The following is a 13,192-nucleotide window of genomic DNA, read 5'->3' on the forward strand; positions in this document are numbered from 1 at the left end:
CGTGTTCGCCGAGCCCTCGCTCACCCACCGCCGTGAGGACGGCCGGGACGTCCCGCTGCTGCTCTGGCGTTTCCCCACCCCGCTGCTCACCGCCTCCTCGGCAGTGCTGGGCGGCGGGCTCGGCCGGCGCGAATGGCTGGTGAACGCGAGCGTACCGATGTCGTACTCCCGCACCGACCCGGAGGCCCACCTGGCCGAACTGGCCGCTCAGCTGGGTCTGACCGGCCCCGGCGTGGGTCTGATGACGGGCGTGGACGTCGCCGACGTGGTGGCGTCCCGCGACGACGGCATCCAGGTCTACGCGACAGTCGGCCTGGGCGCACCCATCCCCGCCGCCGACCCCGACGCGGTCGGGTTCGAGCACCACGCCTCCGTGCCCGACATCGGCACCGTCAACATCGTCGTCTGGGTACCGCAACGCCTGGGCGACGCCGCCCTGATCAACGCGGTGGCAACCGCCACCGAGGCGAAAACGCAGGCGATCGGCGAGCTGGGCCTGGCAGCGACGGGTACGGCCACCGACGCGGTAGTGGTCCTGTGCCCGTCGACCGGCCCGATCGCAGCCTACGGCGGCCCCCGTTCCCGCTGGGGCGCACCGATGGCCCGAGCCGTGCACCGAGCGGTCCACGACGGCGGAGCGGTGAACCTGGCAACCGGCCGCTCCTGGTCCGACCAGAACCGTCACTGAGCCGCCTCCGATCGGTGGCGGGCCGGTCTTGGGCTTGTGCCGGGCTGGTCTTCGGCTTGTGCCGGGTTGGTGTGTTGCTTGCGCCGGGTTGGTCTTGAGCAGCGTGGGTTGACTGTCTGCGCCGAGTCGGCCTTGACCGGTGAGGCGCCGGTCAGGGCCGCAGTATGCCGGTGTCGGTGAGCACGCGCTGGGCGGAACCCTCCCGGAGGTGACCGACGAAGATCGTCGCGTTAGCCGAGTCGTTGAGCGCGGCCACGGTGAACCGCCCTCCGCCGAAGGACTCCGGCTGCCCGTTGACGGTGATCCCGTCGACGCCGTCCGGCGCATCGGTGGCGACCACGTCGGCCGCCTCGCCGCCGGCCAGTCGAGGGGCGAGTTCAGCGCCGGGAGCGTACGACAGGAGCACCTGAACCGACGGATTCCACGCCTGAAAGTCCTCCTTGATCAGGTCGAAGGCCTCCCGCAGCGAAGCGGCAGCCAGCACCCGCACCTCACCGACCGCCTCCGGCGCCAGACTGGTGGCCGGCGCGCCGCCCGCCCCCTCGTCCGTCCCGTTGCCGGTAGGTGCCGTGCCGCCGCATCCGGTGAGCGCCAGTGTCAGAGCAAGAAGCATGACAACCAGCAGTGCCCTGACCGGCGGTGTCTTGGCGAGCGGTGTCTTGGTTGACGGTGTCGCGGCGAGCGGTGTCTTGGCTGGCGGTGTCGCGGTCAGCAGCGTTGTGGCCGGCGGGGTTGCCTGGGGGGATCGTGTGTGGCGTCCGATGGTGCTCACCTCCGTTGCCGCCGCCGCCTGACGACTGTCGCACCTACGGCCTGGGGGCGTGGCCCCAGAGTGACAAACTGGCACAAAGTAACCGCCTTCCGGGGCGTTGCGCACGTCACCCGTACCCCGCATGCTGGGGTCGTGCCGGAACGCATCGCCGAAGTCACCGCCCTGCTTGCCGAAGTCCTGGCACCGCGCGCCCCGCTCACGGTGATCGTCGACGGCGGTGACCCGGGCGCCGCGGCCGCTTTCGCCTCGCGCCTGGCCGCAGCCTTCCCGTCGGCCTCCCGAGCTTGGAGCATCGACGCGGTCCTCGGGCTGACCGGTCCGGGCGGCGGTTTCTCCGACTCCGCGCTCAACGTGCTCGAGCCTGCCACCGATCGGATCTTGATCTTCCTGCGCGGCGGCTCGCGGCATCGGTTCGCCGAGGGTGACGGCGAACGCCGCGCCCAAGTGGTGATCGACCACCGCGACCCGGAGTGGCCCGTGATCCGGCAGATCCACCCCGACCTGGCCGACCCCGACCGGTGGTACCTCCCGGAGAGCCGCGCCTTCTTCGCAGCCCGTGCCGCCGACTGGGATGCCAAGTTCGGCGACGACATCCCGCGTTACGCCGAGGCCGTCCGGCTCGCCGGCGTACGCCCCGGTGACATGGTGCTCGACGTCGGCTGCGGCACCGGGCGCGCCCTGCCGGCTCTGGCCGCCGCCGCCGGACCCACCGGCCGGGTGCTGGGCCTTGACTTCACGCCCGACATGCTCGAAGCAGCCCGCAAGGCCGGCCGGGACGACCACGCCACCCTCATCCTCGGTGACGCCCGCCGGCTTCCGGTCGCCGACGCAGCCGCTGACGTCGTGTTCGCGGCAGGGCTGGTCCACCACCTCCCCGACCCGGCAGCCGGACTCGCCGAGTTGGCCCGCGTGACCCGTCCCGGCGGCACCCTGGCGATCTTCCAGCCGACCGGCCGTGCCGAGCTGGCAGCCCGCCACGGCCGGACGCTGCGCCCCGGCGAAGCACTGAGCGAGGAACGACTGGACCCGTTGCTGGCCGAGTCGGGCTGGTTGTCGCGCAGCTACGAGGACGCCCCCGACCGCTTCCTGGTGCTGGCGACACGTCACTCCTGAGCCGCGACGCGTCGGCGGGAGCTCCTTTCCGGCTGACTTCCCTTGTGCCGGAGCCTCCTTCTGTCTTTGTCGGTCCTGGTGGCACCGGCCTCGGTCAATGTCCGTCTTGTTCGTCCCCGGTCTTCGTCGGAGTCGTTTCACTGGTTTCGGTTTCGCTGGTACCGGTCTGTCGGTCGCGATCTGCTGCCGTGGTGTGATCGAGCTGCTCGGTGCCCAAGTTGCTCCGTGCCCAAGTTGCTCCGTGCCCAAGTTGCTCCGTGCCCAAGTTGCTCCGTGCCCAAGTTGCTCCGTGCCCAAGTTGCTCCGTGCCCAAGTTGCTCCGTGCCCAAGTTGCTCCGTGCCCAAGCTGCCCCGGGCCCAAGCTGCTCCGTGGCTTGCGATGCCACTGTGCCCCGCTCCCCACGCGTTTGGCTGCCCGATTTGAGCGTGTGCCTGCTTGGCGAACACTTCGTTGAGCGGCGTCCGGAGGGGTCCAAAACTGTCGTACGTGTGTTCGAAGATGGGCGCATGAACGAATCGGCGACACAGTTGTCCCATGCGGCCGCGGCATGTGCCGTCGCGCCGATGTGGGCTCTGGCGGACGGCGAGTTGCTCGAGTTCCTGGACGCCGTGCACGCGGCGGAGCAGCTGGTGCGTATCGCGACGGCGCATGCGATCCGCGAGATCGAGGGGCGTGCGATACCTGCCAGACAGCAAGCTCCCACCGCCGCCGCTTGGCTGCGCGGTCGCCTGCGAATCAGTTCGGGCGCGGCCGTCGGCCTGTTGCGGCAGGCGCGGCTGCTCGACACGGATGCATCGCTTGACGCGGCTGTGGCCGAAGGCCGGGTGAACAGCGAGCAGCTGGATGTGATCGCCCGCGTCCTCAAGACCTTGCCGAAGACCGTGGACGAGCCGACCCGCACCGCCGCCACCGAGACGCTGATCCGCTGGTCGACCGAGTTGGACCCGGCGCAGCTGATCCGAGCCGGTTCACGGATCATGCAGCACGTCGCCCCGGAGGTGGCGGACGCTACCGAGGAGGCAGCGCTACGCCGGGCCGAGCGGGAGGCCCACGAACAAAGATTTCTGACGCTGAGCCCGATCGGCGACGGCCGCATCCGGGTCAAGGGCATCCTCGACGCTCAGGCGGCCGCCATCGTCACCGCGGCCCTGGACCCGCTCTGCCACCCTGGCGCAGATCTCGTTCACCCTGGTCGACAAGCCGTTCACCCTGGTCGGCAGGGCAGTGCAGTGCGGCTTGACGCGTCCGGCCGTACCGCTGTGGCGCCCGATGCCCTCGGCGCAGCCGCTGTCGACCTCAAACCGCCCCGCCAGCCTGTCCCGGGCCTCGGCGTGCTCGTTCCGGCCGTCGCGGGGTGGGATCCATCAGCCGGCGCGGCTGCGTCTACTTAGCTCAGCCGGGTGCTGGTCGGCGAGTCGCGAGCCGGTTCGCGGGCCGGGCCCTTGCCCGCCGATCGGCACGAGGTCCGGTGCGATGCGGGAGAGCGCGACGCGGGCGACGCTGCTGCGGAGATTGTGGCGACTGGACAGAGTCGTACGCCGGGTCAGCGCCGCGCGGACGCCTTGATCGATGTGTGCCGGCTGGTGCTGGCCTGCGGTGATCTGCCGGCCAACGGTGGCGATCGGCCGCAGGTGATGGTCACCGCCGATTTTGACGTGCTCAAGCAGCAACTGGGTGCCGGCCGGCTCGACACCGGCGAGTCCGTGTCGCCGGCGATGGTACGCCTGCTGGCATGTGACGCCCGGATCCTGCCGCTGGTCCTAGGGGGCGCCGGCCAGGTGCTCGACGCCGGCCGGAGTCGCCGGCTGGTGACCGGCCCGCTACGGCGAGCGCTGGTCGTCCGCGACGGAGGCTGCACGTTCCCCGGCTGCGACCGGCCACCCCGCTGGTGCGACGCCCACCACATCACCCCTTGGTCGGAGGGCGGTGCTACGGCCCTGGACAACCTTGCCCTGCTGTGCGGATTCCACCACCGCGCGATACACGACGACAACGGCTGGCGGATTCGCCTCGGCGTCGATCAGCATCCGGAGTTCCTGCCGCCGAGCTGGATCGATCCCGAGCGTGCACCCAAAACAAACCGATATCACCGGCGATGGCGCTGACGGGATGGAGGAGGGGCCTGCCGGGAGGCAAGGCGCGTCGGGTGACGTTCGAGCCGGGCGGCGGGTCAGAGCCGGGGTTGGAGGGTGAGGGCTGAGCTGGGGTCGGACTGAGGGTTGCACTGGCGGTGAGGCTGAAGGCTGTGGTGGGCCGGACCAGGGCTGAGGGTCGCGCGGGGCTGAGGGTCGCGCGGGGCTGAGGGTCGCACTGGGCTGAGCGTCGCACTGGGCTGAGGTCCGGCTGCGGGTTGGGTTTGGCTACGGGTGGGATTGGGCTGCGGGCTCTGGGCTGCGTTGGGGCTGTACTGGTCGCTGGAGGTGGGGGTGGAGCTGATCGGGTTCAATGCCTGTCATGCGTAGTCCCACTCAGCGGTCTCTTGTGCTCGCCGATGTTGCGGCGGTGGTGCGCGACGGGCTTGGCGATGCGGTTGTGAGTGGTGCGGAGCTTGCCGGTGGTGGCTTCGCCACTGTTTGGGAGGCTGCTCTGCGTGACGGGCGGCGGGTGGTGGTGAAGGTGGGGCCGCCGCCGGAGGCTCGCCTTCTTGGGTACGAGCGGGGGCTGGTTGCGGCCGAGGCTGAGTACTTTCGGCTGGTTGGGGAGCGGGCTTTGGGCGTACCCGTGCCTGAGGTTCTTGCTGTTGCACCGGCCGGTGCCGAGCCGCAGTGGGTGATCACTACGTGGTTGCCTGGGCGGCCGCTTACTGACGGTGATTCTGCTGAGGCTCGGCGGCAGCTCGGTGCGGCGGTGCGGCGGGTGCATGGGATCAGCGGGACGCGGTACGGCTACACCGGTGGGCGGGCCGGGGGTGCTGATTGGGCGGCCGCGTTCGGTGCCATGGTCGACGAGTTGCGGGGCGACGCGGAGCACTGGAGTGTGCCGCTGCCGCCGCTGGACGGGGTGGTCGAGCGGTACCGGGACGTGTTGGCTGCGGTCACCCGGCCGGCGCTGCTGCACTTCGACCTCTGGGACGGCAACGTGCTCGTCGCTCCGGACGGTTCGTTGAGTGGGGTGGTTGACGGCGAGCGCTATCTGTACGGCGATCCGCTGCTGGACCTGGTCTCGCCGGCCCTGTTCCGACGGATCGAGGACGAGCCGGCGCATCCGTTCCTGGCCGGGTACGCGTCCGCCGGGGGCGCGGTGACCTGGGATGTGAGCGCGCGGACCCGAATTGCCCTCTACCGGGTGCACCTGTACGTGCTGATGCTCGCCGAAGGGCCGAGCCGGGGCATTCCGGTGGGCGGGGAACGGCACGACTATGTGACGAACCTGCTGGTCGCCGAGCTGAAGCATCTGGACTCGCTGCGCTGACCGGATTCCTGCCGGCGAGCTGGCATCGAAAGCCGAAACCGGCACGGAACCTCACCGGCGCCATCACGAAAGCCCGCCGGTACGAAAGCCCGCCGGTACGAAAGCCCGCCGGTACGGGAGCCCGCCGGTACGGGAGCCCGCCGGTACGAAAGCCCGCCGGTACGGGAGCCCGCCGGTACGGGAGCCCGCCGGTACGGGAGCCCGCCGGTACGGGCGTGCGCCGGCACGGGAGCCCGCCGGCACGGGCGTGCGCCGGCACGGGAGCCCGCCGGCACGGGCGTGCGCCGGTATGGGAACGGGAGTCTGCCAGCACAGGATCGAAGCGCCAACGAGAACCGAAGACGTAATCAGAACCGCAGCCGAGACCGAGACCGAGACCAAGACCGAGACCAAGACCGAGACGGGACCGAGACCGAGATGGGCCGAGATCGGGGCCGGGACCGAACCCGGCGCCGGATCGGAAGCCCGGCCGAACTGGAGACCAGAACCGGAAGTCGGGGTTGAAATCCGGATCGGCAGTCCAAATCGGCTCGGCACCACGGCTGCGGGTGGCCGCGTCGCCGGTGGGCGTGTGCGCCGCCACGGCTGGGACTGTCGCCGAACGCGGGACGGCGTGCGAGGCTGCATAGGGCCGGAAAGAGAGCGGAGCAGTCGTGGGGATGATCAAAGTCGTGGGTCTGGTGCTGCATCCGCGCCGGGACTGCGGGTCGGCGGTCGACACGATCGTCAACTGGGCGGCGGAGCGGGGTGTCACCGTGCTCGGGCTGCCCGACGAGATCACCAGGATCGCGTGCAGTGCGGTGCCGGTGCCGGCCGAGGAGATGGTCGAACGGGCCGGCCTGCTGGTCAGCCTGGGCGGTGACGGCACGATGCTGCGTACGATGCGCCTGGTCGAAGGCCGCAAGACCCCCGTGCTCGGCGTCAACGTGGGGCGGCTCGGGTTCCTCGCGGAAGTTGATCTTCCTGACCTCGGTGAGGCGCTTTCCGCGATTGACGAGCACCGCTACACCGTGGAGTCGCGCACCGCGGTCCGGACCACGCTGCCTGCGAGCGGGCAGAACGCTGGCACGCAGAACGCCGGCACGCAAAACGCCGCCACACAAAACGCCGGCACGCAGGGCGCGGGCGAGCACAACGCGGGCAAGTACAGCACGGGCGAGCACAGCACGGGCGAGCACAGCACGGGCGAGCACAGCACGGGCGAGCACAGCACGGGCGAGCACAGCACGGGCGAGCAGAGCGGCGGGCGTGAGGTTTCCGCGTTCAACGATGTCGCGCTTGTGCGGGTGCCGGGGCATGGGCTGGCGGCTGTCGGGATCCGGGTCGAGGGGCGGTCGTTCGTCAACTACGCCGCCGATGCCGTGATCGTGTCGACGCCTACGGGATCGACCGCGTACAGCTTCTCGGCGGGTGGGCCGATCGTCTCGCCCAACGTCGAGGCGCTCATCGTCAGTGCGGCCGCTGCGCATTCGTCGTTCAACCGTTCGCTGGTGCTGGACACCACCGAGCAGCTCGCTCTGGACGTGTTGCCCACCAGCGGCCGGCTGGCGATCGAGGTGGACGGCATCATCGAGGGGTACGCGGAACCCGGGTCCCGTCTGGAGATCCGGCCGGTGCCGGCCGCGGCGCAGGTTATCCGGTTCGGGCGGACGTCTTTCTACGAGCGGGCCCGCCGCAAGCTCCGGGTCGAGGGCAGCGCGCAGGTCGGCAGTGCGGATCCTGCCGACGCGGTGGTCGTGGACAGTTTCGAGCGTCAGCGGTACGAGGTGCTGCTCGGCGGCGAGGTCGCCGGGGTGCTGCACTACCGGCGGCACGGCGACCGGGTGGAGCTGTTGCACACCGAGGTCGACCAGGCCTTCTCCGGGCGCGGGCTGGCCGGCCGGCTCGCCACCGCGGCGCTGGACGACGCCCGGTCGCGCTCGACGCCGGTCGTCGCCACCTGCCCGTTCGTCATCGGGTACCTGGAACGCCACCCCGAGCACACCGACATCGTCACCGGGCCTGACGCTGCACAGGCCGGGCCTGAAGCTGCACAGGCCGGGCCTGACGCAGCACACCGGGCCTGACGCAGCACAATCCGAGCCGAGACGACGCCGTAAGAACCCCCGGACTCACCCAGATCTGAGGTACGAAACATGGGCCAGCCCGCGATCCTCACCGTCGACGACGACCCCTCGGTGTCCCGTGCCATCGCACGGGACCTGCGCCGGCGCTACGGCGACCAGTACCGGATCATCCGGGCCTCGTCCGCGTCCGAGGCCCTGGACGTGCTGCGCGAGCTCAAACTGCGCAACGGCCGGGTGGCGGTGATCCTCGCCGACTACCGGATGCCGCAGATGAACGGCATCGAGTTCCTCGAAGAGGCGATGGATCTCTTCCCGCATGCGCGGCGGGCACTGCTCACGGCGTACGCCGACACCGACGCCGCCATCCAGGCGATCAACGTGGTGGACGTCGACCACTACCTGCTGAAGCCGTGGGACCCGCCGGAGGAGAAGCTCTACCCGGTGCTGGACGCGCTGCTCGACGCGTGGCAGGCGACCGGCGACACCGAACTGCCGGACATCCGGGTGGTCGGGCACCGGTGGAGTGAGCCGTCCTTCCAGATCCGCGACTTCCTGGCGCGCAACCTGGTGCCGTACCGGTATTTCGGCGCCGACGAGCCGGAAGGCCGGCGCCTGCTGGAGGCCGCCGGCGCCGGGCCGGAGGCGGTGCCGCTGGTGGTGACCGCCGACGGGCGTGCGCTGTCGCAGCCGAGCGTGCAGGAGGTCGCCGAGGTGGCCGGGCTCTCCACCACCCCGGTGCGGGACTTCTACGACCTGGTCATCGTGGGTGGCGGGCCGGCCGGTCTGGGTGCGGCCGTCTACGGCGGGTCGGAGGGGCTTAAGACGCTGCTCGTCGAACGGCAGGCGGTCGGCGGGCAGGCCGGTCAGAGTTCGCGGATCGAGAACTACCTCGGCTTCCCGGACGGGATCTCCGGCGCCCAGCTCACCGACCGGGCCCGGCGGCAGTCCGACAAGTTCGCCGCGGAGACGCTCAACACCCGTGAGGTGGTCGGGCTGCGGGCGGACGGTTCCGCGCGGACGCTGACCTTCGCCGACGGCCGGGAGATCTCGGCACACGCGATCCTGCTCGCGACCGGCGTCTCGTACCGCCCGCTGCTCGCCGACGGCGTCGCCGACCTGGTCGGATCGGGGGTCTTCTACGGCTCGGCGTCCACCGAGGGCCCGGCCTGCGTGGGCACCGACGTCTACATCGTCGGAGGCGCCAACTCCGCCGGCCAGGCCGCGCTCTTCTTCGCCAAGTACGCGCGGAAGGTCACGTTGCTGGTGCGCGGCGACTCGCTCGAGGCGTCCATGTCGTACTACCTGATCCAGCAGCTCGCCCGGATCGGCAACATCGAGGTGCGTACCCGATGTGAGGTGATCGGCGCGCAGGGCGACGGGCACCTGCAGGCGATCACCATCTGCGACAGCAAGGAGGGTACGAAGAAGACCGTGGAGTGCGGCTACCTCTTCGTGTTCATCGGTGCGGAACCGCGGACCGACTGGCTCGGTGACGCGGTCGTGCGAGACGGGAAGGGCTTCGTCCGCACCGGGCCGGACCTTCTCGACAACGGAACCCGGCCGCGGGGATGGGATCGCGACCGGGATCCGTTCTATCTGGAGAGCAGCGTTCCCGGCATTTTCGCCGCCGGCGATGTCCGCGCCAACTCGATCAAGCGGGTGGCGTCGGCGGTCGGCGAGGGCGCGATGGCCGTCGCGCTGGTTCACCGGTACCTGGAATCCCAGTAGCCGCGGTTCTGTGGAAGGCGCGAAGCAGTCATGACCGAACAAGTCACCACCGCCAATGAGGAGATCCGGCTCGAACCGTGTGAGCCCGGTGCTCTCACCCCGGACGAGCTGCGCACCCTGTTCCTCTTCGAGAAGCTGACCGGGGAGCAACTGGCTTGGCTCGCCGCGCACGGCTGCACCATGCGGGTGTCCGCCGGTGGGCTGGTGCTGCGTGAGGGGGACCTCGCGGAGTCGTTCTTCGTGCTGCTCAGCGGCACTGTCGCCCTCACCCGCCGGGTCGGCCGGGACGATGTGGAAACGACCCGGACCGAGCAGCGCGGCGTCTACATGGGCGCGACCCAGGCGTACCTGCGCGACGACGGCCTGCCCCGCAAGTACCAGGCGTCGATGCGCGCGCTCTCCGACAGCGAGTTCTTCGTGCTCTCCGCCGCGGACTTCGGGCATCTGATGCGCGACTGGTTCCCGATGGCGATCCACCTGCTCGAAGGACTGGCCCTGGGGATACGCAACTCCCAGGCGGCGATCGGGGAACGGCAGCGGCTGGCCGCGCTCGGCGCGCTCTCCGCCGGCCTGATGCACGAGCTCAACAACCCGGCCGCGGCCGCCGCCCGGGCCACCGGTGCGCTGCGCCAGCGGGTCGCCGCGATGCGGATGAAGCTGGGCAAGCTGGCCGCCGGCAAGGTCGCCCCGGACCGGCTGACCGCGCTGCTCGACCTCCAGGAAGAGGTCATCGAGCGGGCCGCGAAGGCGCCGGTCCTGACCGCGATGCAGACCGCCGACCTGGAGGACGAGCTCGGCGACTGGATGGACGAGCGGGACATCACCGGCCCCTGGGACGTGGCCCCGGTGTTCGCCCAGGGCGGTATCGACACCGAGTGTCTCTCCCAGATCGAGGCCCGGCTGGCCACCCCGGCGACCCCCGGCGCCGACTCCGCGGGGCTGCTCGACCAGGCGATTCACTGGATCGCGTACGCCTTGGAGACCGAGCAACTGATGACCGACATCGAGGACGCCACCGGCCGGGTGTCGTCGCTGGTGTCGGCCGCCAAGCAGTACTCGCACCTGGACCGGGCCGCACACCAGTGGATCGACGTGCACGGTGGCCTCGACAGCACCCTGGTGATGCTCGCCCACAAGATCGGTGACGGGGTGCGCGTGGTCAAGGACTTCGACCGGTCGCTGCCGCAGATCCCGGCCCACCCGGCCGAGCTGAACCAGGTGTGGACCAACCTGATCGACAACGCGGTCCAGGCGATGGGCGGGCACGGGACGCTCACGATCCGGACGTACGCCGAGGAGGAGCGGGTGGTCGTCTCGATCACCGACGACGGACCGGGTATGCCGCCGGAGGTGCGTAAACGCGTCTTCGAGCCGTTCTTCACCACGAAACCGGTAGGCGAGGGGACCGGCCTGGGACTGGACATCTCGTACCGGATCGTGGTGAACGGCCACGGCGGTGACATCTCCGTGGAGTCGGCGCCGGGGGACACCCGCTTCTTCGTCCGGCTGCCCATGGCCGAGCCGGCCTCAGCCTGAGCCGGCCGCTCGGGCTGAGCCAGCCGGTCGGGCTGGACCGGCCGTTCCCGGCTGGACCGGCCGTTCCCGGCTGGACCGGCCGTTCCCGGCTGGACCGGCCGTTCCCGGCTGGACCTGCCGTTCCGGGATGAACCGGATTCGGCCCGCCCGTGCTCAGCCGTCAGAGCAGGCCGCGGACGTACGCGGCCTGCCCGGCGTGCTGGGCGTCGTCGTCGATGATGCTGACCAGCCGGACGCCGAGCGTCACGGGCGGGTCCCAGTTCTCGTCGACCACGCGGTCCAGGTCGGCGTCGCCGAGACCGCGGAGGTATTCGGCCATGCGGGCGTGCACGGCGTCGTAGTAGCCGGCCAGCGCCTGCCAGCTCTCCGGTGCTACAGCGGCGGCCTGCTGGGCGGAGTGGCCGTACCCGCTGTCGTCCGGGTCAGCCTTCACACCGAAACGCGGTGCCCAGTCGCCGGTCAGGTAGACCTGGTCGGCGTCGAGTAGTTCGGCGAGGTGCGAGTCCTGGACCCGGGTCAGGTGCCACACCAGCCAGCCGATCGAGTTGGCGCCGGGCTTGGGGGACCAACGCAACTGCTCGGGCGTGAGGTCGCGGACGGCGGTGTCGACCAGTTCGGGGAGGCGGCCGTGCGCCTCGATCAGGATGTCCTTGGCGTCCATGGTCGAATGACTGCCTTTCTCTCGATCGGTGCGGTGACTGGCTCGGTGCGGTGACTGGCTCGGTGCGGTGACTGGCTCGGTGGGGTGACTGGCTCGGTGCGGTGACTGGACTCGGTGGGGGGCGGGCGGCTCGGTGTGGTGGGTGGCTCGGTGCGGTGGGCGGCTCACGAGCCGATGCTTCGGTTCACGAGCCGATGCCGGACGCGCGGGCTGGCCGGCATCGGACGGGCGGGCCGGCGAGCACGCCGGACTCCCGAGCGAGGGCGCCGGCCGGGATCACGAACCGGTGTTACCGGTTCCTGAATCCGTACCAGCGCCAGAACCGGAGCCAGAGCCCGATCCCGCGCCGGAACCAGAACCAGAACCAGAACCAGTATCGGAACCGGATCCCGGCTCCGCATCCGAGCCCGACCCGGAAGTCGGCTCGGTCCCCGGGCCGGTGGGCGCCTCGGTGGCCGGTCCGGTGACCTCGCCGGTGGGCTCGGTCGTCCCCGGCTGCCCATTCCCCGGCGGCCCATCCCCCGGCTGGCCGGTACCCGGCTGTCCGCTCCTGGACGGCGCCGTCGACGGCTGCTCCGTCCCGGGCGCGCCCGGACTCGGCTCGTCACCGGCCGGCGTCTCCGCGCCCGGCCCGGCGGACTGCTCGACGGCCGGTGACTTCTTGTCCGAGTCGGAATCCGAACCGGAGTCGGCGCCGGAACCGGAGCCGGACCTGTCCGGGCCGCTGCGGGTCAGGTTCAGCACGGTCGCGGTGCCGCTGTCGCCGCCCCGGGTGACGTCCGCCGCGGACCGGCCGGCCAGCAGTTCCGCCGTGGTCAGTGTGCCGAGCGCGAGCACGAAGACGGCGCCCGCGACAAGCGAGACCCGCTTCCAGCGAATCCGCCGGACGAGGGGAGTGGAGCTGCTCGGCGGCTCGGTGGCCGCCGCGACCTCGGGTGTGCCCACGGCGGCCTGTGCCGCCAGCGGGGTGGTGAACGCGGATTGGAGCCGCTTGGAGCCGCGGTCCAGCGAGCGGTGGTAGATCTCGGTGCCGATCGAGCTGACCACGCTCGCGACGGCGGCGCCGATGAGGGTGCCGGCCACGCCGAGGTACGAGCCGACCACGGCGGCCGAGACGGCTGCCAGGGTGCCGGCGATGGTTTTCGGGACGTCGATGCCTGACCAGATCCGAGGCTGGGTTTGCTCGGACATTTTCCTCCTACGGAGCTTGGGATCT

At 70.8% G+C, this 13,192-nt stretch carries 11 protein-coding genes; 8 read left to right on the forward strand and 3 right to left on the reverse strand.

Annotated elements, in window-relative coordinates:
• Position 1 precedes the first annotated feature (1 nt).
• Positions 2-688, forward strand: coding sequence for an adenosylcobinamide amidohydrolase (locus tag LPA41_RS09140; RefSeq protein ID WP_229069566.1), 687 nt, complete (start codon positions 2-4; stop codon positions 686-688).
• Between the two features lie 151 nt (positions 689-839).
• On the opposite strand, the gene LPA41_RS09145 is transcribed toward LPA41_RS09140, so the two are convergent.
• Positions 840-1,301 carry a substrate-binding domain-containing protein gene (locus LPA41_RS09145; RefSeq protein ID WP_229069568.1) on the reverse strand — a complete coding sequence of 154 codons (462 nt, stop codon included), beginning with the start codon at positions 1,299-1,301 and terminating at the stop codon, positions 840-842.
• Between the two features lie 291 nt (positions 1,302-1,592).
• On the opposite strand from LPA41_RS09145, the gene LPA41_RS09150 reads away from it, so the two are divergent.
• From LPA41_RS09150 to LPA41_RS09180, 7 genes are all read left to right on the forward strand, one after another.
• Positions 1,593-2,573, forward strand: coding sequence for a class I SAM-dependent methyltransferase (locus LPA41_RS09150; protein WP_229069570.1), 981 nt, complete (start codon positions 1,593-1,595; stop codon positions 2,571-2,573).
• Between the two features lie 507 nt (positions 2,574-3,080).
• Positions 3,081-3,965 (forward strand): DUF222 domain-containing protein, encoded by an 885-nt coding sequence (locus LPA41_RS09155; protein ID WP_229069572.1) that lies wholly within the window; start codon positions 3,081-3,083, stop codon positions 3,963-3,965.
• 9 nt (positions 3,966-3,974) lie between these two features.
• Entirely contained in the window at positions 3,975-4,679 is a 705-nt protein-coding gene (locus LPA41_RS09160; protein WP_374238133.1) for a DUF222 domain-containing protein, read from the forward strand.
• A 349-nt stretch (positions 4,680-5,028) separates the two neighbouring features.
• Positions 5,029-5,985 (forward strand): phosphotransferase family protein, encoded by a 957-nt coding sequence (locus tag LPA41_RS09165; RefSeq protein ID WP_229069574.1) that lies wholly within the window; start codon positions 5,029-5,031, stop codon positions 5,983-5,985.
• Positions 5,986-6,638: 653 nt separating this feature from the next.
• Positions 6,639-8,051, forward strand: a complete 1,413-nt coding sequence (locus tag LPA41_RS09170) for an NAD(+)/NADH kinase (protein WP_229069576.1) — start codon at positions 6,639-6,641, stop codon at positions 8,049-8,051.
• A 69-nt stretch (positions 8,052-8,120) separates the two neighbouring features.
• Positions 8,121-9,779, forward strand: a complete 1,659-nt coding sequence (locus LPA41_RS09175) for an FAD-dependent oxidoreductase (RefSeq protein WP_229069578.1) — start codon at positions 8,121-8,123, stop codon at positions 9,777-9,779.
• Positions 9,780-9,809: 30 nt separating this feature from the next.
• Positions 9,810-11,315: an ATP-binding protein gene (locus LPA41_RS09180; RefSeq protein ID WP_229069580.1), complete on the forward strand. Its 1,506-nt coding sequence runs from the start codon at positions 9,810-9,812 to the stop codon at positions 11,313-11,315.
• A gap of 160 nt (positions 11,316-11,475) precedes the next feature.
• Here the strand turns inward: LPA41_RS09180 and LPA41_RS09185 are convergent, their stop codons facing one another.
• Entirely contained in the window at positions 11,476-11,976 is a 501-nt protein-coding gene (locus LPA41_RS09185; protein WP_229069582.1) for a DinB family protein, read from the reverse strand.
• A 276-nt stretch (positions 11,977-12,252) separates the two neighbouring features.
• Positions 12,253-13,167: a hypothetical protein gene (locus LPA41_RS09190; RefSeq protein ID WP_229069584.1), complete on the reverse strand. Its 915-nt coding sequence runs from the start codon at positions 13,165-13,167 to the stop codon at positions 12,253-12,255.
• Between the last annotated feature and the right edge of the window lie 25 nt (positions 13,168-13,192).

The sequence above is a fragment of the Actinoplanes sp. DH11 genome (assembly GCF_020873875.1).
Classification (GTDB): Bacteria; Actinomycetota; Actinomycetes; order Mycobacteriales; family Micromonosporaceae; genus Actinoplanes.

Coding starts and splice junctions, on each gene's coding strand:
- LPA41_RS09145 (WP_229069568.1), bottom strand. CDS start 1,301: ATGCTTCTTGCTCTGACACTGGCGCTCACCGGATGCGGCGGCACGGCA.
- LPA41_RS09155 (WP_229069572.1), top strand. CDS start 3,081: ATGAACGAATCGGCGACACAGTTGTCCCATGCGGCCGCGGCATGTGCC.
- LPA41_RS09165 (WP_229069574.1), top strand. CDS start 5,029: ATGCGTAGTCCCACTCAGCGGTCTCTTGTGCTCGCCGATGTTGCGGCG.
- LPA41_RS09175 (WP_229069578.1), top strand. CDS start 8,121: ATGGGCCAGCCCGCGATCCTCACCGTCGACGACGACCCCTCGGTGTCC.
- LPA41_RS09180 (WP_229069580.1), top strand. CDS start 9,810: ATGACCGAACAAGTCACCACCGCCAATGAGGAGATCCGGCTCGAACCG.
- LPA41_RS09185 (WP_229069582.1), bottom strand. CDS start 11,976: ATGGACGCCAAGGACATCCTGATCGAGGCGCACGGCCGCCTCCCCGAA.
- LPA41_RS09190 (WP_229069584.1), bottom strand. CDS start 13,167: ATGTCCGAGCAAACCCAGCCTCGGATCTGGTCAGGCATCGACGTCCCG.